At 36.0% G+C, this 22112-nt stretch carries 21 protein-coding genes, 1 pseudogene and 1 other annotated feature; of the genes and pseudogenes, 9 read left to right on the forward strand and 13 right to left on the reverse strand.

Annotation, left to right across the window (positions count from 1 at the left end; all coding sequences use genetic code 11):
* The first annotated feature begins 66 nt into the window (after window positions 1–66).
* From HMPREF2810_RS02685 to HMPREF2810_RS02700, 3 genes are all read left to right on the forward strand, one after another.
* The gene (locus HMPREF2810_RS02685; RefSeq protein ID WP_070635585.1) at window positions 67–1020 is read left to right on the forward strand and encodes an L-lactate dehydrogenase; all 954 of its coding nucleotides are present in this window, start codon (window positions 67–69) and stop codon (window positions 1018–1020) included.
* Between the two features lie 131 nt (window positions 1021–1151).
* Complete coding sequence (locus HMPREF2810_RS02695) at window positions 1152–1658, forward strand: phosphatidylglycerophosphatase A family protein (RefSeq protein WP_070635586.1); 507 nt, start codon at window positions 1152–1154, stop codon at window positions 1656–1658.
* A gap of 138 nt (window positions 1659–1796) precedes the next feature.
* On the forward strand, window positions 1797–2246 hold the full coding sequence (locus tag HMPREF2810_RS02700) for a YehR family lipoprotein (RefSeq protein ID WP_002364853.1): 450 nt from the start codon (window positions 1797–1799) through the stop codon (window positions 2244–2246).
* Between the two features lie 51 nt (window positions 2247–2297).
* Here the strand turns inward: HMPREF2810_RS02700 and HMPREF2810_RS02705 are convergent, their stop codons facing one another.
* The 13 genes and pseudogenes from HMPREF2810_RS02705 to HMPREF2810_RS02775 form a co-directional block, all read right to left on the reverse strand.
* Window positions 2298–3215 (reverse strand): hypothetical protein, encoded by a 918-nt coding sequence (locus tag HMPREF2810_RS02705; RefSeq protein WP_002380063.1) that lies wholly within the window; start codon window positions 3213–3215, stop codon window positions 2298–2300.
* 356 nt (window positions 3216–3571) lie between these two features.
* The gene (gene nhaC, locus HMPREF2810_RS02710; protein ID WP_002364855.1) at window positions 3572–4978 is read right to left on the reverse strand and encodes a Na+/H+ antiporter NhaC; all 1407 of its coding nucleotides are present in this window, start codon (window positions 4976–4978) and stop codon (window positions 3572–3574) included.
* A gap of 124 nt (window positions 4979–5102) precedes the next feature.
* On the reverse strand, window positions 5103–6521 hold the full coding sequence (tyrP, locus tag HMPREF2810_RS02715; RefSeq protein ID WP_002355453.1) for a tyrosine-tyramine antiporter: 1419 nt from the start codon (window positions 6519–6521) through the stop codon (window positions 5103–5105).
* A 202-nt stretch (window positions 6522–6723) separates the two neighbouring features.
* A complete protein-coding gene (gene tdc, locus HMPREF2810_RS02720; protein ID WP_002355450.1) occupies window positions 6724–8586 on the reverse strand; it encodes a tyrosine decarboxylase in 1863 nt (620 codons plus the stop codon).
* 298 nt (window positions 8587–8884) lie between these two features.
* Window positions 8885–10141, reverse strand: coding sequence for a tyrosine--tRNA ligase (gene tyrS / locus HMPREF2810_RS02725; RefSeq protein ID WP_002355444.1), 1257 nt, complete (start codon window positions 10139–10141; stop codon window positions 8885–8887).
* Window positions 10142–10332: 191 nt separating this feature from the next.
* Window positions 10333–10547, reverse strand: a binding site (T-box leader).
* 290 nt (window positions 10548–10837) lie between these two features.
* Window positions 10838–12283 (reverse strand): cardiolipin synthase, encoded by a 1446-nt coding sequence (gene cls, locus HMPREF2810_RS02730; RefSeq protein WP_002361214.1) that lies wholly within the window; start codon window positions 12281–12283, stop codon window positions 10838–10840.
* A 165-nt stretch (window positions 12284–12448) separates the two neighbouring features.
* A complete protein-coding gene (locus HMPREF2810_RS02735; protein ID WP_002355441.1) occupies window positions 12449–12931 on the reverse strand; it encodes a VOC family protein in 483 nt (160 codons plus the stop codon).
* 22 nt (window positions 12932–12953) lie between these two features.
* Window positions 12954–13829, reverse strand: a complete 876-nt coding sequence (locus HMPREF2810_RS02740; protein ID WP_002404091.1) for an aldo/keto reductase — start codon at window positions 13827–13829, stop codon at window positions 12954–12956.
* Window positions 13830–14790: 961 nt separating this feature from the next.
* Window positions 14791–14913 carry a hypothetical protein gene (locus HMPREF2810_RS02745; RefSeq protein WP_002414819.1) on the reverse strand — a complete coding sequence of 41 codons (123 nt, stop codon included), beginning with the start codon at window positions 14911–14913 and terminating at the stop codon, window positions 14791–14793.
* 2 nt (window positions 14914–14915) lie between these two features.
* Entirely contained in the window at window positions 14916–15398 is a 483-nt protein-coding gene (locus HMPREF2810_RS02750; RefSeq protein WP_010717298.1) for a heparinase II/III domain-containing protein, read from the reverse strand.
* A 70-nt stretch (window positions 15399–15468) separates the two neighbouring features.
* Window positions 15469–16095 (reverse strand): heparinase II/III family protein, encoded by a 627-nt coding sequence (locus tag HMPREF2810_RS02755; protein WP_002363114.1) that lies wholly within the window; start codon window positions 16093–16095, stop codon window positions 15469–15471.
* 13 nt (window positions 16096–16108) lie between these two features.
* Window positions 16109–16960: pseudogene (locus tag HMPREF2810_RS15170) on the reverse strand (PTS system mannose/fructose/sorbose family transporter subunit IID).
* 155 nt (window positions 16961–17115) lie between these two features.
* Complete coding sequence (locus HMPREF2810_RS02775) at window positions 17116–17286, reverse strand: hypothetical protein (RefSeq protein WP_002384869.1); 171 nt, start codon at window positions 17284–17286, stop codon at window positions 17116–17118.
* Between the two features lie 560 nt (window positions 17287–17846).
* On the opposite strand from HMPREF2810_RS02775, the gene HMPREF2810_RS15860 reads away from it, so the two are divergent.
* From HMPREF2810_RS15860 to HMPREF2810_RS16200, 6 genes are all read left to right on the forward strand, one after another.
* A complete protein-coding gene (locus tag HMPREF2810_RS15860; protein ID WP_002392643.1) occupies window positions 17847–18017 on the forward strand; it encodes a hypothetical protein in 171 nt (56 codons plus the stop codon).
* 254 nt (window positions 18018–18271) lie between these two features.
* Entirely contained in the window at window positions 18272–19072 is an 801-nt protein-coding gene (locus HMPREF2810_RS02785; protein ID WP_002363110.1) for a TrmB family transcriptional regulator, read from the forward strand.
* Window positions 19073–19087: 15 nt separating this feature from the next.
* Window positions 19088–19966 (forward strand): sulfite exporter TauE/SafE family protein, encoded by an 879-nt coding sequence (locus HMPREF2810_RS02790; RefSeq protein WP_002381227.1) that lies wholly within the window; start codon window positions 19088–19090, stop codon window positions 19964–19966.
* Between the two features lie 12 nt (window positions 19967–19978).
* Window positions 19979–20959, forward strand: a complete 981-nt coding sequence (locus HMPREF2810_RS02795; protein ID WP_002363108.1) for an ornithine cyclodeaminase family protein — start codon at window positions 19979–19981, stop codon at window positions 20957–20959.
* Window positions 20960–21480: 521 nt separating this feature from the next.
* Entirely contained in the window at window positions 21481–21699 is a 219-nt protein-coding gene (locus HMPREF2810_RS15865) for a hypothetical protein (RefSeq protein WP_002363105.1), read from the forward strand.
* Between the two features lies 1 nt (window position 21700).
* Window positions 21701–22030, forward strand: a complete 330-nt coding sequence (locus HMPREF2810_RS16200; protein ID WP_002363104.1) for a TcpE family conjugal transfer membrane protein — start codon at window positions 21701–21703, stop codon at window positions 22028–22030.
* Window positions 22031–22112 lie beyond the last annotated feature (82 nt).

Genomic DNA, 22112 nt, shown 5'->3' on the forward strand with positions numbered 1-22112 from the left:
CCACACCTAAAAAATTCGTGATATAATTCACTAAGAAAGAAATATTACAGAAAGAAGAGATGAACGATGAAAGTATTTAACAAAAAAGTCGCAATTATTGGTACTGGTTTTGTTGGCACAAGTATTGCCTATTCCATGATCAACCAAGGGATTGCGAATGAATTAATCTTAGTTGATATTGACAAAGCCAAATCTGAAGGCGAAGTAATTGACTTATTAGATGGTGTGTCTTGGGGTCAAGAAAATGTAAACGTCTGGGCTGGCGACTATCAAGACTGCCAAGATGCCGATATCGTCGTGATTACAGCTGGCGCTAATCAAAAACCTGGGCAAAGTCGTCTAGATTTGGTTTCAATCAATGCAGAAATTATGAAAACAATTGTTAACAATATCATGAAATCTGGTTTTGATGGAATTTTAGTGATTGCCTCAAATCCTGTCGATGTACTGACTTATGTGGCCTGGCAAGCTTCTGGTTTACCTGTTTCAAGAGTAATTGGAACTGGTACAACTTTGGACACAACTCGTTTCCGCAAAGAACTGTCTCAACGTTTAGCGATTGATCCACGCAATGTTCACGGCTATATTATTGGCGAACACGGGGATTCTGAAGTGGCTGTCTGGTCTCATACCATGATTGGTACCAAACCTATTTTAGAAATTGTGGATACGACAGAGCGCTTAACTAGTGACGATTTACCAATCATTTCTGATAAAGTGAAAAATACAGCTTATGAAATTATCGATCGCAAACAAGCGACCTATTATGGGATTGGTATGAGTACTGCACGCATTGTTAAAGCCATTTTAAATAATGAACAAGCTATTTTACCTGTCTCAGCTTACTTAGATGGGCAATATGGGCAACAAGATGTATTTACAGGGATTCCTGCAGTCGTTGGCAATCAAGGTGTGACTGACATTATTGAATTGAATCTGAATGCCGCTGAAAAAGAACTCTTCCAAAAATCAGTGACACAATTAAAACAAGTGATGGCATCGTTACAACCGAACGCTTAGTAATTTTTAACTAAAAATAACACTTCAACTAAATTATTCTCTACCAAAATAGATTCTAATTCCCCTTTATCGTTCTTTTTGGTACCATGAAAGAAGAACTTCAACTAAAGCAGAAATTAGGAGGACAAAAAATGGTAATCCAAGGAGATACGTTAGAAAATAGCGCACGTCGTTTATTGCAAGAACGTGGCGTAACAATGAATGATTTAGCTGAACTTGTGTTATTTTTACAAAAAGATTATATTGACAATTTAACATTAGATACTTGTTTAGAAAGTGTTGATGCCGTGTTAACAAAGCGTGAAGTACACAACGCGATTATTACAGGTGTCCAACTGGATATTCTGGCGGAAGAAAACAAGCTACTTTCACCGTTACAAGAAATTTTAACGGAAGATGAAGGGCTTTATGGCATTGATGAAATTATGGCGCTCTCCATTGTAAATGTTTATGGATCTATCGGTTTTACGAACTATGGGTATATCGACAAGGTAAAACCAGGCATTTTAAAAGAGTTAAATGCGCATGATGGCGAACATGTCCACACATTCTTGGATGATATCGTGGGCGCAATTGCGGCTGCGGCTGCCAGTCGGTTGGCCCACTCACAACCATATTTAAGTGATATTACTAAATAAAAAACTTGCCTCTTCATTTTTATGAGAAGAGGCAAGTTTTTTATTTGCTGGACTTCTCACAAGCTTTCTACTTAACAGTAATTATTTGCCGTGTTATGTTACAGTCAAGAATAAACAGCTAAAGGAGGTTATCTAGAAATGAAAAAGTTTTTACGCGTATTTTTAATTTTTATTGGGGTATTCTTTCTTGCAAGTTGCGGTTCAAAAATAGAGACAAAAACCTTTGTAGGTTCGCCACAAGATGGGATTGATTCCACCTTAACCTATACGTACCAAGGAGATAAAGTCTTAACGCAAACGGCTAAAAACATTGTTTCTTATGACAAATTGGGGATTACAAAAGAAGAGGCAAAAACAGCGTTGGAACCCGTTTCTAAACAATACGAGGACATCAAAGGGCTTGATTACAAACTGACCTATGAGGACAAACAAGCCATCGAAAAATTGACGATTAATTATGAAAAACTTGATTATGATAAAGCAAAAAAAGTGGATGGTATCCAGATTGATGGAGATTCTTCTAAGGGAATTAGCATGAAGAAAAGCCAAGAATTGGTGGAGTCAGAAGGTTATACAGAACAAAAATAATAAAAGAAAGCGTGCGACAATGGGCATTGTTGCACGCTTTCTTTTGATTATTTAAATCGATGTTGCCATCTTCACTGCCTGAATTGGGTCAAAATGATGGACAGAGTAAACGACTGTACCGGCTTGCCAAACTACTGAGTTGCGATTATAGTCAGTTGTTCCTGCCACGTTCAGTGTGATTTGACCAACGGTATTCGGTGCTGGCAACGTTTCTTGTTCCAAAATGTTGACAACATTTTTCGCTAAATCATCAGGCGATTCACCATTGATATTTGAGGCCCGTACGACTAAACTCCAATTGCCTTCTTGCCAAGATAAGTAACTAGAACCTGCCGCCCCTTGTTTATACCCAGTAATATTGTAACCTAAATCTACTGGTTGACCGCCATTGTCAATGATTTGGTTCACTGCATTTTTTGCTTCGGCATCAGAGCCATATGTTTTTTTCTCAAAAGAACTAATTGGCGTTAACTGATTAACACGTGCATCATTCACTGGAATCGCTTCTTTTTCTGCATAATATAAAACACGGAAATTGTTTTGATCCGCTTGTGATGTTGTCGCTGCAGTTAAAAAGTTATTCGTTTGACTCGTTAAAATTGCCTGCGGTAAGCCTTGACCAGGAAACATGTTTGCTAGCTGGTTAAGCACTTGGTTGGCTTGGTCATCTGGATTCGCATTTTTCGCTGGTGATTGCTTCTCTGCTGAGCCATTATTTGCCGCTTCCTTCGTAGAAGAAGCTGTTGCTTTCGAATCAGCTGTTGTTGTTCCTGACGGTTTCGCATCACTAGATTTTGTTGCTGCTTTGCTACTTGATTCTTTTGTAGCAGATGCTTTTGTACTCTCGACTGTGGTACTTTCCGCAGCACTGGAACGACTATCCGTATTTTCTGTACTTTTTCCGCCGCCGCATGCTGCTAAAGCAAGGGTTAAAAGAAAAGCACTAGAAATAAGCCCTATCTTTTTCATAAGAATTCCTCCTTGTTTTCCCTGCCCTTATTGTACCTTAATCATGTGTATCCGTCACTTGTTTGTGTTTCGTTCTAAGTTGGTTTAAATAACAGAAAGTGGACGGTAGGATTCGAACCTACACCTCAACATTGAGCAAGAATAAACTACTGTTAGTCTCTATGAGTTTAACACCACGTTCATCCACCTATTTGATTGATCCTTTGTATCATAACTTAGAATAATTAAATTGCCTTTAAGGAGCTTCAAAGATTATATGAAGAATTGTAAAAAATCTGTGACGAAAAAACGATTGAACCAATCAGTAGATACACTGAGGTTCAATCGTAACCAATTGTTTAATTATCTGAAAAAACTCACAATTCAACGTTAGTCCCTGGTGCTTTTTTGTTTTCCCCTTGTTGTTTTTTTAAGAATATCCCCAAAATGACGGTGATAACGGGACAAAGCAATGGGAAAAAGGCATATGGTAAGTATTCTAGTGCACCAACTTTTAACGTTCCCATAATGAAGGTACCACTAACTCCCCAAGGAATTAACGAGTTGACTGCCGCCCCAGCATCTGCCAAAGTACGAGTTAAATATTTTTTATCAATACCTAAACGAGTAAATGAGGATTTAAATGTTTCCCCTGGTAAAATAATTGACAAATATTGTTCGCCAACTAGTAAGTTAATTCCCACAGAACTTAAGGCAGTTAAAGCGATTAATTTGGCTGGATTATTCACATAGCCTTTAATTTTATCAATTAAAGTAGCCACGATGTTAAACTTAATCAACAAGCCGCCCAAACCTAATGCCAAAATAATCAACGCAGCAGAACCTAACATGCTTTCAATCCCACCACGAGATAAAAGTGTATCAATACTTTGATCCCCTGTATCTGCCACATAACCACTCATTAAGATGGTAGAAACTTTCGCTAAACTTAGGTGATGATCATTTATAAAAGCTAAGATGACCGCCACTGTAGAGCCGACTAGTAACGTTGGAATAGCCGGTACCTTTTTCCAGGCGAATAAGAATAAAACCGCTACTGGCAACAATGTAATCGGTGAAATCCAGAATCCTTGATGTAACGTTTGGACCATTGCATCAACCGATTGTAAATCCGCTGAACCAGATTGATGCCCCAAGAAGATATAGCCGACAATCGAAATAATAAACGCCGGAATAACAGTGTACATCATGTTTAGTATATGTTCAAAAAGGTTCACGCCACCAATTCCAGCAGCTAAGTTTGTTGTATCAGATAACGGTGAAATGTTGTTCCCTAAAAAGGCACCTGAAACAACTGCACCAGCTGTCATCGCATTGTCGAATCCAAGAATATGTCCAATACCTAGAAAGGCAATCCCCATAGTTGAAACAGTCGTAAAGGAGCTCCCTACCGTCACACCAACTAGTGCACAGACCACAAAAACGGTTGGTAAGAAGAACTTCACTGAGATAATTTTAAAACCATAGACCATAATTGTTGGAATCGTCCCAGACAAGATCCAAGTAGCAACTAAGACACCTATCAACAAGAAAATAATAATCGGAATGATCCCTGGTTTAATCCCTTCCACAATGCCTTCGTGGATCTCATCCCAAGAAAATCCTTTCCATTTGCCATAAAGCAACAACAACATGAATACAAAAAGAATCGGTATGTGAGGGGTTAATTTTTGACCAATAATTAAGTACCCGAGAATCGCTAACAAGGCAACCAAAATGCCTAAACTTTCAGCGAACGAAACAGTGGGTTTCGTTGATTTCATATGAAAACCTCCTTTTATGGAAAGCGAAAACTGAAGCAATAATCGAACTTGCTTCAGTTTCCAAACGACAATTTACTATAGTCATCAGATGAAGAGGCACTCAGCAAAATAATTGCTGGCCTTTTTATTCACCTAAATCTTCTTTTACTTCCGTTGCCCAACTTGCTTTTTTAAAGCGATTAATGATTAACGGAATCACAAACATAACAATAGTGATTAATGCAACTAAGACTGCATCAGTCACGGTTGTTGTACCTAATGTGGCGAAAATAACAATGATAACACTAAAAATTAACATTGCTGCCACTAAATAAGCTAAGCCATTACCTTTTTTACCAATTCGGTAAGGACGTAGTGTATCTGGTTGAGATTTACGTAATTTAATTAGGGAAATCGCAATCAATACATACACAATACTATAAATAATTGTTGTTGCATTTGTTAAAGTTAAGAATACAGCGTTGACATCATCCATTACCCCATAAAGTAAAGCGAATAATGAGATAACCACAGATTGTGTTAACACAACGTTACGAGAAACGCCATATTTATTTTCGCGATGGAAACCAAATTTTGGTGGCAATAAGCCATCACGAGCAACTTGAATAATTGTTTTTGATGGTCCAGTAACCCAAGCAGATAATTGTAATAACACACCTAAGAAGACCATGAAACTAAAGATATTACCAATAATTGTTGGTAAACCTAAAACGTCACAATAAAGCAAAATTGGTTGTGTAATGTTAGACAATTCCATTTTGCCATTTGGAACAATATTAGCAACAAACATTGCATTAATAACGTTTAATAAAACTAAACCAATTAATGAAATGAAAACGCCTTTTGTATAATTTTTTGTTGCATCTTTCAAACGAGGAATATAAACAGAAGACATTTCAATCCCAACAAAGATAAATGCAATCCCTGCTAGATATTTAAATGTGTCCATATTTTCTAAGTTTGGTAAAACTTTTGACCAAGAGAAGGCACCTAAATAGCCGCCAGGTGTTAAGCCTACTTTAATCATTGAAAGAAGACCTAAAACAAACATAACTAATACTGGGATGTAAACACCTAGCCAAACACCAATATTTCCGCCAACTTTCGCCATGTCAAATTTCAAGTTCAAGATTGTAATAATCCAGTAAATCACTAAGATACAACCTAATACGAACCAATGATTTTCACCTAAATGAACATTACCAAATGTATTACCTAGCAAAGGGCCTAATGTAGAAGCAACCATTACCATTCCTGGGAACATTTGCACCCATAGTAACCAAGCGACAACAAAACCCCATTTGCTACCTAAGGCAGTTTTAACCCAAAGTTGAGGGCCACCTTCTTGAGGAAGCATCGTAGATAATTCACCAGATATCAATGCGATTGGACCAGCAAAGAATAAGACCGCGAAAATTGTGTAAGAAATTAATGTCCAACCAACAGCAGCAAGTGTTGGGATACTACGTACAGTTGCACACAATGCCATTGTTAAACCGATAAAAGTACCTAATTCAATTTTTTTAACTTGTTGTTTATCCAATTTTGTACACTCCTTATAAGATTTTGGATAAGGAGCATGAATGACTGTTATACGCTGAGTAAAACAGTCATTCGACTGCCTCTTACCCAGACAAAGAATTGGTTAAGAGGTTAGCCGTCTGGTTGATTTATCTCTTAAATAAATCAATCAGACGAACGTTCCCTCATTCGGTTACCATTTCTTTTTTCCGTTTAAGATTCAATTATTTTACGTCGTAAATTTGTTCTAATTTTTCTTGTAAAGCAGCTTGAATCTTAGGAGCGTAAACATCAAATTCTTCTTTATCGTTCATGTATGGAGTCATTACAGCAGCACGTAACACAGTTACTTTACCTGCACGGTTCCATTCTTCGTCACTAAATCCTAAGCTGTTTACAAATTTTAATGGGCTGTTGCCATAATCTGGAATAGCAAAGTCAGTATGTGAAGTAATGAATTCGTTGTTGTAAATATTTCCTTTAACGTATGATGCATAGTCATATACATCATGGTTTAATTTGTTCATTGCTACTAAATCATCGTTGCCTTTTTCTTTAAACACATAGTCAACCATGTTGAAGTCTGGATGAGTTAATGTGTGGACTTCGATTTCTTTGTCGCCAACTTTGAATGTTAAATCATTCAAGAAGTTATAGAAATGATGTGAGCCTTCAATTGAAGCACCAATTAATTTACCATAACCTGCAACGTTTAAAGGTAAAACGTGATGTGCAGCCCATACAGAAGCAGCTGTTGCACCAGCTTTTGAACCTTCAAGGATATAAGCACCTAGTAACGCAGGAATATCGGCACCTTTTTCAAATACGTAAGTTGCGAAGTAAGAAATAACGTCGCGCATACGGATATCTTGGATAACGATACCACCAGCTGAATAAGGGATATAACCCATTTTATGAGGGTCAATTGTTACTGATTCTGCTAATTCGATTGCTTTATATGCATCATACACTTCTCTTGAAATGTGTTCTTTTTTCTCTTTGAAGACACCGTATTCTTCGTGAACATCTTGTAAATCTTCGTAAGGGATGAAGTTGTTGTCTTCGTCTAAGAAGATGGCACGTCCATAACCACCATAAGCAGCATCCACGTGTACATAATAGTAAATACCGTCTTTCATTAATTCATCGCGTAAAGCAATAATTTTATCGATTGAGTCAACGGCACCTTCTTCAGTAGAACCAACTACACCGACAACACCTAGCACTGGAATTTGTTCTTCTGCTAAGCCACGAACGATTTTTTCTAATTCGTTGATATCCATACGGTAGTTATGGTCAACTGGTACTGGGATAACTTGATCTAAACCGATACCGATAATATCAGCAGCTTTTAACCAAGAATAGTGTTTAGTTTGTGGAACTAACCATTTACCGATTGCTTGTAAATGTTTACCTGAACGAGCTGAATGAGCTTTGATTTCATCAATTTCATCTTCAGCTGATTCTAATAAGTCCATAATTTCTTTTGTTGGCATGTTCAATAGTTCCCAATCTGATTTGCCAGCAACTAATTCTGGTTTTACTTCTTTCATAGCAAATGGTAATGATTTAATGTTACGGGCATACCATAAGCCTTCTAAGTTAGCTAAAGAACCATCAGCAACGATGTGTCCCCAACCATTTTTGTAGCTCATCAAGTGAGCAAATTCATGTCCTACTTCTTCTTCCATTTGAGAAGTTGCTGGAGAAGATTCATAGGCAACGTTGTTCCCGTTCCATAGCATTGCAAAGTTGTAAGCTAATAGAGAAGGCATTAATGTTTCTGAGTTCATATGTCCCCAATATCTACCTGCTGTATGCCATGGAACTGAATGTGTACGCATGCGAGAAGAGATTTCATTCAATACATCTTTCATATGGTTGACAGTTTTTTCGTAGCTTTCAGATGTGCGTTCTTGAGAAGAGATAACTGGCATGTCTTGTGGCATGTAGTTTTGACGCCATCCTAAATGTTCATCTACTAAGTCGATCAACAAGTCTTTATATAATTGTCCGTTTTCGGCTTTGTCCCCAATGAATAGTGCATTAAGGTTCATTTCGCCTTTTGCTAATTTTTCGTTTTTCATACGAAAATTCCTCCTTACAAATTTTAATGAATTAGATTTTGCATTCACAACTTACACCCAAACGGCTAAAGTGTAAAGAAGAAAAATAACAATGGTTATCATAGCTCTTTAATTTTATAATTTTTTCACAAGGTGTCTTGTCAGAACCATTATATAAAAAAATAAGAGTGGGATTGTGTGTACAATCCCACTCTTATTAGGTGTATTAACGGTTTCACCACTACCTGTAAGGAGAAATAGAATTTTAACTTTGATCAAATAATCACACGTCTTCTCTTCGTGAAATTATTATCAATTTCTAATCCATTACTTTTGCTAAAAAGTAATTTTTCTTCCCTTTCCGTACAACAACGAATTTCCCATCGAAATGTTGTGTTGGATCGACTGCAAAATCTAAATCGGTAACTCGGTCACCGTTAATACTTATAGCTCCTCCGCTCACATCTTCGCGAGCTTGACGTTTTGATGGTTCGATTTCTGTGTCAACTAACCAATCTACGATGTTTTTAGCATCTTTGGTAATTTCAACAGTTGGCACATGTTCTAACCCTTGCTCGATTTCCTCAATCGTTAAGTCTTTAATATTGCCTGAGAAAAGAGCTTCTGAAATTTTTTGCGCTTCTTCTAATGCTGCATCATCGTGAACAAATCGTGTCACTTCTTCAGCTAAGCGTCTTTGTGCTTCACGTTTACCTGGTTCTTTTTCAACTTTTTCAGCTAACGCATCGATTTCTTCTTTATCTAAGAAAGTAAAGAATTTCAAGTATTTGATGACATCACGATCATCTTGGTTTAACCAGAATTGGTAGAATTCAAATGGTGAGGTTTTCTTAGGATCTAACCAGATAGCGCCACCCGCTGTTTTCCCAAATTTTGTACCATCTGCTTTTAGCATTAAAGGAATGGTTAACCCGAATACTTTGGCTTCTGGTCCTTCTTTTTTACGAATCAAATCTAATCCTGCAGTGATATTGCCCCATTGATCAGCGCCACCAATTTGCAATTGAATATTATGTTTTTTATGCAATGTGTAAAAGTCAATTGATTGAAGAATTTGGTATGTGAATTCTGTAAAGGAAATGCCACTTTCTAAACGACTAGCGACAATGTCTTTTGCCAACATCGTGTTGACATTAAAGTTTTTCCCGTAATCTCTTAAAAAATCTAATAAAGATAGTTCTGATAACCAATCGTAGTTGTTCACCATTGTTACCTCAGCATCTTTACCAAATAATTTTTTCATTTGGTTTGAAAGACTGTCCACATTATGTTGCACAGCTTCCATCGTTTGTAAAACACGTTCAGTTGTTCGTCCACTTGGGTCACCAATTGTTCCAGTTCCGCCACCAATTAAAATGTATGGGTGATGACCTGCTAATTGGAATCGTTTCATCATCATAAAAGGAATTAAATGTCCAATATGCATGCTATCTCCAGTTGGATCGACACCGCAATATAGCGAAATGCTCGTATTTTCTGTAAGTTCTCTTAGTCCTTCTTCGTTTGTTTGTTGATTGATTGCATCACGCCATGCTAGCTCGTCAATGATATTCATGTTATCACCCTCCATATTTATAATTATCTCTTTATAGGAAATCGTTCATTTAACGAAATAAACGATTAACACACTTGTTTTTACACGATATCCCGTGTTTATTTCTATGTATACACGGGTTCACGAAATTTTCTTTGGTCTGCCACGTATTCAAAAAAAGAATACAAAAAATCCCTAAGCCGTCAAAACGACTTAGGGACGAATTTCTCGTGGTACCACCCAAATTTATACATAGTTTAGTTTATTTAAAATACTATATACCTCTTAACAAATAACGCTGTTACCCGTGCCCTGTAGGCAGAAGCTCAAGAATGTAATTCGATAAATAACGTGTACTAGTTTCCAGCGCCACTAGCTTTCTGTAACAGTGGTTATTTCTCTACTGCTTTTCTGTCATTGCTTTGTATTTAACTTGTACATGTAGCATATTCCTTTTCGTTTTTTTTGTCAACACTCTTTGCTTAATTTTTTTACTTTTATAAAAGATGTCCCTTTTTCACAAAAATAAAATAACGAATTCACAATAAGATTTATTTATTTTAACAGCAACTACAGATAAAAAAATAACGAAAAAATTTAAAAAATATTCTTTAAAAATTTTTTGACTTTTTTTGTGATTTTCTATACTTTTATAAAATTCCCGAAGAAAAATGACGAACTTCGGATCAGAAGTTCGTCATTTTGTGAAAAACAGTTTTAAAGAATTGGTGAAAATAATCGTGAAATTTGTTGTTTAAAAATCAACCATTTTGACATGTCGCGAACAACTTCTGGAGTCATTGTTGTACATTTTTTTCGATCTTCTAAGAAAATTGCTTCTAATTGATCAATGATTTTTTTATCATATAACACAGCATTTGCTTCAAAGTTTAATTTGTAACTTCGGATATCTTGATTGGCTGAACCAACTGTGCAGACTTCATCATCCATAATCATTGTTTTCGCATGTAAGAAACCACCGTTATAAATTAAAATTTCAATATTTTCTTTCATCAATAAGCGGCCGTAATACTGTGTTGCTCGATAAATAAACGGATGGTCGGGCTTATCTGGAATCATAATTTTAACATCTACTCCTGAAGCCGCAGCAACCTTTAAAGCAGCCAAGACACTATCATCAGGAACTAAATACGGCGTTTGAATCCAGACTCTTTTCTTGGCAGAAGTAATCAATTTAATAAAGGCCAATTTAATTTGTTCACGGTCACTGTTAGGACCACTGGCAATCATCTGAATGGATGTATTTGCCTCTGGCACCAATGCTTCAAGTTTAAAGAAATAATCCAATTGATACGCCACACGATTTTTCTCGGGGGAAGAGACGTTCCAATCCATTAAAAAACGCATTTGCAGTAATGAGGCTGCTGGCCCTTGAATCCGTAAATGCGTATCCCGCCAATAGCCAAACTTTTTAGTCGTTCCGGCATATTGATCGGCAACATTAAAGCCGCCAATGTAGCCTACTTTTCCGTCAATAACAACAATTTTCCGGTGATCATGATAATTCAAACGAAACTTCAAAAGTGCTTTTTGAGAAGTAATAAATGTTTGGACAAAACCGCCGTTTTTTTTCAATTCATTCAAATGATGAACCTTGGTGCCCTTTGAGCCAAAGGCATCGTAAAGCAACCGCACTTCAACCCCTTCAGCCGCCTTTTCTTCTAATAAGTTCAAAATTTTGGTGCCGATATGATCCGTTACAAAGGCATAATATTCAATATGAATGGAGTGCTGAGCTTTTTTTATGTCCGCCATCAACGCATTGAATTTTTCCGTACCATCCGTAAAAATTTCAACATCATTTTTCTTAGTCAGAGGCATCCTATTTAATGAGGAAAAAAAGTCTGTAAACTGTTGTTGCTCCTCCGTCGGCATCTTTTGACTATAAAGTTCAAAACTTTCTTCTTGGAAATTCTGAAAATTCTCTAATTCCCGCAAATCACTTTGTTGCAAATAAAATTTCTTTTTGTCGGTTAAACCGCGCCCAAAGAATAAATATAAGAAAAAACCAAAAACGGGTAGAGCAATCAGTACGAGTAGCCATGCCCAAATTGCTGCTACATCTCGAGGTTTTAACAAAATGGTAATTCCCGCAATAATTGCATTAATAAAATAAATAACTGTTAAGACACTAAGAATCAATTGTCTTCCTCCTTTATTTGTTACGTTTTAGTATACCATCAATTACGGATTTGGAATATCTTTTCTTTAGCTGCTTCTGTCTCAAAAAATAAAAAGAGCCCCCATCCTAGTTAGTGATACTAGAATGAGGGGTTCTTTTTGATGTTTGTTTGAAAGTCTTTTAACTTAATTTCGTGTAAATGGACCTTTAGGAGCAATCAATTCTAAATTTGTACCATCTGGATCGGTAAAGTAAGCAACCCCTGTACCAAAACCGCTCTTCAAGCCATCTTCTTCTTGGAATGTAATCGGCTCTCCATCAGGTTCTACGCCAATCGCTCTTAAACGTGCAACAGCTGCATCAATATCTTCCACTTCGAAACACATATGCATTGCACTAATTTGTTCGTTGGAATAAGAAGCTTTTTCTGATTTTGGTTTAACATATTCTAATAAATCAATATTGATGTTTTCTAGATGCACATTGGCATACTTGATTAATGTATCATCTAACCCTTGTGTTTGGGCCATCCGTTTTCCACCAATTTCATCACGATTTGCGATTTTTGTTCCTGTTAATGCTTCATAAAACTTCACTGATTCATCCAAATTACTGACTGTAATCCCCACGTGGTTGACTACTGAAAAACCTTTAACTGCTTCACTCATTGTATCTCCTCCTAGTTAATTTTTAGAAATCAAACGTGTCTGGATCTGGTCCCACACGTAACGATTCATTCAATTGGTTGATTTGTGCCATTTCTTCTGCACTTAGTTCAAAATCAAAGACCGCTGCATTGCTAATCATCCGTTCTTTGTGGACAGATTTCACGGCTAATAAGATATCTTGTTGAATATCCCAACGTAAAATCACTTGGGCTGCTGATTTATTATGGTTCTCAGCAATCGCCAAAATGGTTTCATTAGATAATAATTGGCCTTGCATCAATGGTGACCAAGCTTGGACTTTGATATCATGTTTTTCACAGAAATCACGCACTTCTTTTTGATCCAATTTTGGATGTAGTTCCACTTGGTTAATTACCGGAACAACTTTTGCATAAGAAAGTAAATCTTCTAAATGATGAACTTGGAAGTTGCTGACACCAATTGCTTTCACTTTTCCTTCGGCGTATAAAGTTTCTAAAGCTTGCCATGATTCTTTGTAAGAATTATTTCCTGGCCAATGAATTAAATACAAATCTAAATAATCTAAACCTAAACGTTCCAAACTATCATTGAAAGCTTGAATTGTTTCATCATAGGAAATATGTGCGTTCCAAACTTTCGAAGTAACAAATAAGTCCTCACGGTTCAAACCAGTTGCCGCTAAGCCTGCTTTAATTCCCGCTCCTGTGCCAGATTCATTGCCATAGATTTGCGCTGTATCGATTAAACGATAATCATTGATAATCCCTTCTTCGACCACTTTTGCTGTCTCTTCATCTGGTATTTGGAATACCCCGAGACCCATTCCTGGAATTTTAGTGCCGTTGTTTAATGTTACTGTATCTGCTAGTGATGTAATCATTTGATTCGCTCCTTTAACGTTTTCTGATATCATCATATACCGTGCCGTACATGCTGTATAGTACGTACTTTTTCGTTTCATAGGAACCAAAAAGTGCGCTTTTTGTTAAATTCGCTTTTTTAGCCTAAAAAATTTTTAACTTTTTTTATATAACATACTTTTTCTCTCTTCTAAGCGTAGCATTCTTTAAATGATTTAACTAGTGTATCCCTCACGACACACGACATTTTATGCAAAAAAAGAGAACGCGTACTCCGTCTTCGAAACGTCCTAAGACGCCGACAGAATACCGTTCTCGTGGGTTTGGCACCCAATGGGGGCATAGGGATTCGAACCCTAGACCCTCTGATTAAGAGTCATTAATGTCAATTTTTAAATAAAATTAATATACCTCTTTTAGTATTAAACTATCACTCTTTATCTTATGATAGGTCAATGTTTTTTTGTATTATCAGAGATATATTAACACCAAATGATATTAATTGAAAAAGGTAAGGAAAGAAAAAAATAAAGAAAAATTTGGAAAAAATATTGGCAAAAATTTTGACTAATTTATCTTAAATATAACAAAATCATGTCGATAACTTAATAATGTCGACATTTTTTATAGAAAAATAAAAAACAGGTTCTTGATATGATAAGAAACAAAAATGTTGGTTGAAAGTTGCTTTTTGGCAAACTTAATAACGACAAAAACAGCACAAGAAACAACTATTTCTCAACTTTCTACTGCCTCAAATGAAGTATTAGTACATTTTATAAGCCATCAAAGAAGAAATTGCTCCAATAGAGGAATGATGTTTAGTTCCCTTTTTCATATATTAGTTGTTTGGCATAGCCATCTCTAAACTATAAACTGTCAATTGACAAGAGTAAAATACGCTATATTTCCTTGGCAATTGGTAGGTTATGGTTTAAATTATACTCACTGAATGACTGATATACGATTAGAAACGTTTGACCAGTCACTTTAGATAATCGCTATACAACTATTATTTTATATTCCCTCTTCTGATAGTTCTTCAGCTTCATTATTTTTTTCAAAAAGCACAATATTACTTTTTCCAACTTTTACCACTGATTTGGCAAGTTCAAACGGCTCAATACCAGAATTCCGCATCATCAATCCTTAATAAACATTGTATTATGCGAATCACACTCCTTCGGTTGAAGCCACTCTGCTTTGTTGACATAACTGTAACAACCACTATCAGATATCAAATCATCACCCTGTAATTGTAGCGTAAAACTCCCTGTAGAAACATGACCATGTGAGCTTCCATACAATCCATTAAAAAGCGTAAAATAAATATCCTCTGTTTTATAAAACATTAAACCACTTGATTCACCACGAAAAAAGTTTCTCTGGCTGCAGTGTTTTCCAAGTTCTTTCTTCATATTACGATAGCTATCATATACATATCGAAAATTGACATGATCGCTATCGTTGATAGGATTCAGAACATCTTGATTATCCGCTATATAGTAGGTAGATAAGATAGGTATCTTCAATTTCGTTCGAAGATCCAATGGCAATGATATTTCAAGATATTCAGAAATCTGTAATAGATATACATACGTCATCAAAACTTCATATTGATACAATGCGCTCTGTTCCTAATGAATGCCATCTGAATAAAATTGTAAGTCAGTTGCTCAGTTAACCGGTCCCATATTAGTTTACTCTGTTCACTAGTTCTGGAAGAAATAGATCCATAGCAGCCATTCCACCAGTTACCAATACTCCCCAATTACTAAGTCTGTACTTATCGATATAGCTCCTCTCCAAATACTCGAGATGAACCAGCAAAGCGTTTCGCAACACTTTATCAATTCCCAATTGTTTATAATCAGCAATAGAAATATAAGTCAAACTCTTCAGCCAGTTCATCACTCGAATTCCAACATCAAGGGGTCGCCAAACATTCCTATTAGTAGAATTTGGTTCGCCTTCCTCTTGAATAAAATCAAGAAGCAGACTGCGCCATTTTTGTAAATAGCATTTTTCTTTTGTTAACGCGTATGCCTGTGATAAATCTAGAAGAAAACTTTGTCGACTCAACATAAAGAGCCATTCTGGGTCATCTCCAGGATATCGATTCCATGTATATTCTTTTAGAGAATACGGAATAGAACAGGCTTCCATATCCATCGCATCATTGTAAATAATCTGATCTTTTAATAGAAAATAAGTACGTTCAAAAAGTGGTTCCAAAAGTTTTGAATGTTTTTCCAAATATCCTGAAAGCCAATCTTGCTGATAAAACTTTAGTTGATAGTTTTCGATTTTTTGAAGATTCATCGTGTTCTCGCTTTCAAATTTTATTTCCGTTAACTGAAAAAATATTATGCCCATCACTCAGAAAACTTATAAATAAGGAAACAAGGTTTACTCGAAATCGAAAACCCTGCCCCTTACTACGCTCACTTACTATGCTAAAATCCCTAAGACAGAGGCTAGAATCCCAATCACAAATAAAAAAAATTAATAATTGATACGTGTTCCATTTTCTTTTCTTGATCAAATAAAAAACTAAAATAGTTAAAATGACTGGAAGCATTTTGGGCGTAATCTTATCTAAAATATCTTGAATAGCAATTACTTGTTTTTCACCAGATTCTACATTATGTGAATACTTAATGGCGATATTTGCCTTAACAAAAGAAGTAGCTAATGCCGCAATAACAGTCACTCCGACAATATTTGCTGCTGAAGAAATTTTACCAATTTTATCACTTAAGGTTTCGATCACACTCGTTCCAAGTTTAAATCCTAAATATCCCATTAATAATTTGATGACTAGCATTGAGATTAACATCGATAACCAAAAACCCATCGGAGCAAATCCCAGACCGTCCATCGCTAATCCTGCAAATATTGTTGAAAATAAGGGGGCAATCCCAAATTAAGCAATCGAGTCTCCGATTCCTGATAGGGGTCCCATAAGTGCCATCTTAATGCTGCGTGTATCTGAGACACTTTGATCATTATCATACATCGCCAACTGCATGCTGGTAATAAATGGCAACATTTGTGGATTCGTGTTATAAAATTCTAAGTTTGCGCTTGCCGTCTCTTTCAGTTTTTCTGGTTCATCTTTATAAATTTTCTTCAGCGCTGGCATTATTGTGTATAAATAGCTGACACCTTGATAAAATGTCTTCATTCTCTGTAAAATTGGAAACAATTAAAGATTTGAATACAGAAATGTATTTGTCAGACCCTTCTTCACCTAAGATTTCATATAGAGTTATTGTTTTCATTGTTCTTGTTCCTTTTATTTTTGTTATTTTTAACGCTAACTAAGAGGGAAATTCCCTCTTAGTAATAACTGCTTTCATAAACCAGTTGATTATCATAGCGGTAAAATGTATCCCAACTGCGATTACCGTATAATTTATTGGGATATAAGGCTGGATTAATTTGTTTTCTAACAATGCTGTCTTTGATTCGTGCAAGTGGATAATCGATAAATTGATTTGGTATTGGCATAGTTTCTCCACTCATAGAAGTATATGTTTTTACAGTTTGCTTTTTGATGGGGCGAAACCATGCTGTTTTTTCGGTTAATTTAATAATTTGCCAAAAAGTAACGTTGGTTTGTTCATAGCCCCAACTACTATTTTCGGCAGCAAGTTGTCTCCGAGGTGGACGACCTTTTGGGAGATTTCAATTTCTTTTTGTTTCTATTCACCTCACTTTTTTTGTTTTTGGTAGGTCATTTTCGTATAACTAAGCGTTCGTCGGCGTGCTTTGGGTTCACAACGTGTGGTAGGTGAAAACAAGGGATTGCTGTAGAAAAAGTTTTTTATGAAATGGGCAAAAAAGTTTTTTCGCCCATTGTTTTGTCCTACCATTCGTTGTAAAAACATTGTCGCCGATGATCGCTTAGATTGGGTATACGAAAGTGACCAACAAAAAAGTATTGGAATAAAAAGAAATCACACTGAAATCTCCCAAAAGGACAAGATGGTTTTAATAAAAAACTTTCTTTTAATACATTTGTTAATTTGATAATGTGATGATATAAAATAGTTTAATGAGGTGTTTATATGAAGAAAAAAGGGATTCCTTATTGTCCAAAACCTAGAAATACTTTTGAAAGGGGTTTATTTAAATATTTTGAAGGCAAAAAAGGACAAGACCTAAAAGAGGAGAATCAAAAAAAGAAGTCTAAGAAAAAAGTGAGTACGTTTTTTAGAAAGAATAAAACTGGAACGTAAAGATTTTCAAGTAATCTGTATCCCGTATCTTTTATATTTAAAGAGGTTGTTTTTCTATAAATCGTTGTAAAGAATAACTAAGTTTTAGTATTTTTTTCACAAATATTTATATTATAATATTTCTTTTTAATAAAAAGATTGTTTTTAAGCTAATTCTTATATGTGTTTTATTGAACTAACTCTTGACAGATAATCAAAAAGAATTTATAGTTGTTACCGTAGTAGCTACTAAAAATAAAAGTGAGGATTAATCAATGGAAACGATTATTCAAATCATGAAAAAATATGATTTTTCAGAGATGGAAACAAGAGTGTATACCACCCTATTAGAAAAAGGTAATCTTACAGGATATGAAGTAAGTAAAATCTCAGGTGTGCCACGCTCGAAAGTATATAACATTTTGGAAAAACTATTAAAAAAGAATTTGATTGTCGTCAATAAATCAGAACCTAAACTTTATCATGCCATCTCGGCAAATGAGTTTTTAGAGAAATTAGAAAAAAGTGTTAAAAATGATCTTTCTTTTCTTACCAAGAATTTAGGGATGATAAAAGAAAAAGATGAAGAAGACATGCTGTGGAAAGTTGATGGCATCGAGTATGTTCTGGATAAAGCAGAGCATTTGGTGAAAAACGCAAAAGAAAGTTTGCTCATCCAAGTTTGGCATGAGAATCTCACGGATTCACTGCTAAAGGCGTTGCAGCAGGCCGAAAAAAGAGTCGATAAATTTGTACTGATTTTATTCAGTTCTACCCATGAATATGATCTTCCCTTAGAAAAGTATTACATTCATGGTTTTGAAACAGACAAACTCGCTGACTTTGGGGCAAGATGGATCAACATCGTCGCTGATGAGCAAGAAGTCGTGTTTGGCACCATTAATGAAGAACTGCAATCAACCGATGTCACTTGGACAAAAAACCACGCCATGGTCAATCTAGCAAAAGAATATGTCAAACATGATGCATATACACTAAAAGTGATTGCAGAATCTTCTGAAGAACTTAAAGCAAAATATGGTGAGGACTTTGAGGGAATCAGAAAGATTTACTAGTAGGAGGAAATTTTTATGATTCGGAATATTTTGCTGGCACTAATTGTCGCAATCAATCTATATTTTATTATTTACTTTCTAAGAGACCTTTTCAAAAACAAACAAAATTTCAAAGAAGAACCAGGGGATATGCGTCTGTTGCCCTTCACGTCATTTATCACCTTCTTTCTTTCAACATTTGGCGTTTCCGACTTTGCTATCGGAACCGTCCTTTATCCAAAGTTGAAATGGGTCAGCATGAAAAAACTACCCGGAACGTTGAATACCCAATGTGTAGTACCGGTAGCCGTCATGGCATTGTCTTATATCACTGCTATCAACGTAGGGATCAAGACATTAGCTGTTTGTATTATCTGCCAAATTATCGGTGCATATTTAGGACCAAGATTTGTCGTGAAGTTACCAGAGAAAACGATCAAACTGTTTGTCGGCATAGGATTGGTCATTGCTGCATTCTTAATTTTTATGGGACAAATGAATTGGATTCCCTCAAACGGAACAGCCAGTGAATTGTATGGCGGAAAATTAATCTTGGCAGGATTTTTACTCTTTGTCTATGGCGCATTGAACAATATCGGCATTGGTTCTTATGCGTTAACAATGGTAACTGTCTACTTGCTAGGCTTGAATCCAGTTGCAGCCTTTCCTATTATGATGGGGGCTTGTACATTCTCAGTACCGATCGGCAGTGTTCAATTCATTAAATTTGATGAATACAGCAGAAAAATCACACTTTTCACTTCAACCTTCGGTGTATTAGGGGTATTGGTCGCTGTATTCCTAGTCAAATCTTTAGATACCTATATTCTGAAATGGATCGTGATTTTGGTCTTACTATACAGTGCATATACGATGTTGAGCAGTCAATTAAAAAAAGCTACAGCAACTAATTAAGGAGCGATTCAAATGTTATTTCTTAAAAAAGAAGATATTATCAAAAGTTTTTCAATGAGAGAAGCCATCGATGCGGACAAAAAAGCATTGTCATTGTATTCAGCAGGAAAGGCAAGTGTGCCTCTTCGCACCAATATCGATGTGCCAAAAAGCAACGGACAAAGCTTATATATGCCAGCTTATGTAGAAGGTGGCGAAGGCGCGCTAGGTGTCAAAATCGTTTCCGTGTATCCTGAAAACATCAAGAAAAACTTACCAAGTGTACCAGCAACGATGATCGTATTGGATCCAGAAACGGGTATGGTATCCGCTTGTTTAGATGGTACTTATTTGACACAATTAAGAACAGGCGCTGTTCAAGGAGCAGCAACAGAACTTCTTGCAAAAGAAGATGCTAAAATCGGCGCGCTGATTGGAACCGGCGGACAAGCACAGTCACAATTAGAAGCAATGTTGACCGTTCGTAAATTAGAAGAAGTTCGGATTTTTGATATTGATTTTGAGCGTGCCAGCCAATTTGCTGAAGAAATGATGCAACAATTTTCTGTAACGATGCGCCCAACAAAAACCAATCAAGAATGCGTTGAAGGAGCAGACATCATCACAAGTGTGACCACTTCAAAACGTGCGACATTCTCTGCTGAGTGGGTCAAAAAAGGTGCGCACATCAATGGAGTCGGTGCTTACACACCGGAAATGTGTGAAATTCCACGAGAAATAATCAAAGCCGCAGATATTGTTATTTTTGATACCATGGACGGTGTTCTAAAAGAAGCTGGGGACTTCATTTCACCGCTGCAAGATGGGTATATTCAAAGAGACAGCTATCATGGGGAACTAGGCCAACTGATCAATGAAGAATTGGTCGGTCGGACAAGTGGAGAACAAATCACGATCTTCAAAACAGTTGGTTCGGCTGTATTAGATGTGGTAGTTGCGACAGAAATCGTTAAGAAAGCTAAAGAAAATAATTTGGGAAAATTGATTTATTAAATAAAAAGACCGGAAGTAAACCTTTAATTAATACATTTACAAAAAGAGAACAAAAAAGACTGTAATCAAAATGCGATTACAGCCTTTTTTTGTTTTATTTGGGAGGAGATAGATCGTGTTTATGACTGTATCGGACCATTTAAAGGTACTTGGTTTTGTCCCTTTATCCAGTAGAGGGAAGTATCAATTGTATTTGTTGGATTTACCACCCTAGCTTTTCACTGGTGATTGAAGGAACATACGATAAAAAAAGTGGTAAATATTTTTATGATTTCTATTCTATGAAACTTGATCCTAAAACAAAGAAAAGTAAGCAGCACCGGATTTATTGTACGCATGTTCCTGTAAAAGTAATGTATCGCCGTGTGAGAAATTATTTATAATTCTTACGTAAAAAACAGCAATCAAGGAACAGAACAAATGCATAATGAGGAATATCAAGTGAAATTTTTATCAGTTGTGCTCTGTGGTGTTGTGTATTGTCATTAGTTCAATGTGTATTAACAGGGAGGAAAAAGCAAATGAATTTTTTTCAAAATGTGTTTACCGATTTTGTTGGGGATTTTAAGTATTTGATTATGTTGGCGATGCTTGATGGTGCGGCCTATATTGCCTTTGAACGGAAAGCAAGCAAAGCCATTCCATTGATTCTTGTGCTGGCAGTAGCTGTTTGGTTAGTTGGAGATACGTCTGACGTATTCAATTGGATTTTGGATCGCATGCGGTCATGGGGGCGATAAAATGAGCGATATACGCAATTGGACAAAGATTTGGTATATAGAGCGAGTGTTTTATAAATTGTGGGATAGGGTCGCGTTACCTCGTCCCGTAACACAAACATTTGCGATATGGTTTGGGATTAGCTTTTTTGGGGGGATTTTTCGAATTTTTCCATTTGTTATGGAACATACGATTACTCGACAAATTTTTTGTCCGTGGTTATTTGCTTTTTTAATGACACGAAAACAATTTCAAAGTTTGTCTTCTCATATTTCTTCTCATATTTTTCATCACACTCATATTTCTTGGCTTGCTGAAAAGGGTTATCCTTTGAAAGCGATCATGGATTGAGTTGGCCATGAGGATTCTATGATAATAAATCAAATATATATACACGTAATATGATTTGTCAAATTAAGTTAGAATAAAATGC

The organism is Enterococcus sp. HMSC078F03 (genome assembly GCF_001811595.1).
Taxonomy (GTDB): domain Bacteria; phylum Bacillota; class Bacilli; order Lactobacillales; family Enterococcaceae; genus Enterococcus; species Enterococcus faecalis.

Bases quoted from the DNA above. Each gene is read 5' to 3' on its own strand.
- HMPREF2810_RS02685 (WP_070635585.1), top strand. From the start codon at position 67: ATGAAAGTATTTAACAAAAAAGTCGCAATTATTGGTACTGGTTTTGTT.
- HMPREF2810_RS02695 (WP_070635586.1), top strand. From the start codon at position 1,152: ATGGTAATCCAAGGAGATACGTTAGAAAATAGCGCACGTCGTTTATTG.
- HMPREF2810_RS02700 (WP_002364853.1), top strand. From the start codon at position 1,797: ATGAAAAAGTTTTTACGCGTATTTTTAATTTTTATTGGGGTATTCTTT.
- HMPREF2810_RS02705 (WP_002380063.1), bottom strand. From the start codon at position 3,215: ATGAAAAAGATAGGGCTTATTTCTAGTGCTTTTCTTTTAACCCTTGCT.
- nhaC (WP_002364855.1), bottom strand. From the start codon at position 4,978: ATGAAATCAACGAAACCCACTGTTTCGTTCGCTGAAAGTTTAGGCATT.
- tdc (WP_002355450.1), bottom strand. From the start codon at position 8,586: ATGAAAAACGAAAAATTAGCAAAAGGCGAAATGAACCTTAATGCACTA.
- tyrS (WP_002355444.1), bottom strand. From the start codon at position 10,141: ATGAATATCATTGACGAGCTAGCATGGCGTGATGCAATCAATCAACAA.
- HMPREF2810_RS02735 (WP_002355441.1), bottom strand. From the start codon at position 12,931: ATGAGTGAAGCAGTTAAAGGTTTTTCAGTAGTCAACCACGTGGGGATT.
- HMPREF2810_RS02740 (WP_002404091.1), bottom strand. From the start codon at position 13,829: ATGATGATATCAGAAAACGTTAAAGGAGCGAATCAAATGATTACATCA.
- HMPREF2810_RS02745 (WP_002414819.1), bottom strand. From the start codon at position 14,913: ATGCGGAATTCTGGTATTGAGCCGTTTGAACTTGCCAAATCAGTGGTA.
- HMPREF2810_RS02755 (WP_002363114.1), bottom strand. From the start codon at position 16,095: ATGAATCTTCAAAAAATCGAAAACTATCAACTAAAGTTTTATCAGCAA.
- HMPREF2810_RS02775 (WP_002384869.1), bottom strand. From the start codon at position 17,286: ATGCCAATACCAAATCAATTTATCGATTATCCACTTGCACGAATCAAA.
- HMPREF2810_RS15860 (WP_002392643.1), top strand. From the start codon at position 17,847: ATGAAGAAAAAAGGGATTCCTTATTGTCCAAAACCTAGAAATACTTTT.
- HMPREF2810_RS02785 (WP_002363110.1), top strand. From the start codon at position 18,272: ATGGAAACGATTATTCAAATCATGAAAAAATATGATTTTTCAGAGATG.
- HMPREF2810_RS02790 (WP_002381227.1), top strand. From the start codon at position 19,088: ATGATTCGGAATATTTTGCTGGCACTAATTGTCGCAATCAATCTATAT.
- HMPREF2810_RS02795 (WP_002363108.1), top strand. From the start codon at position 19,979: ATGTTATTTCTTAAAAAAGAAGATATTATCAAAAGTTTTTCAATGAGA.
- HMPREF2810_RS15865 (WP_002363105.1), top strand. From the start codon at position 21,481: ATGAATTTTTTTCAAAATGTGTTTACCGATTTTGTTGGGGATTTTAAG.
- HMPREF2810_RS16200 (WP_002363104.1), top strand. From the start codon at position 21,701: ATGAGCGATATACGCAATTGGACAAAGATTTGGTATATAGAGCGAGTG.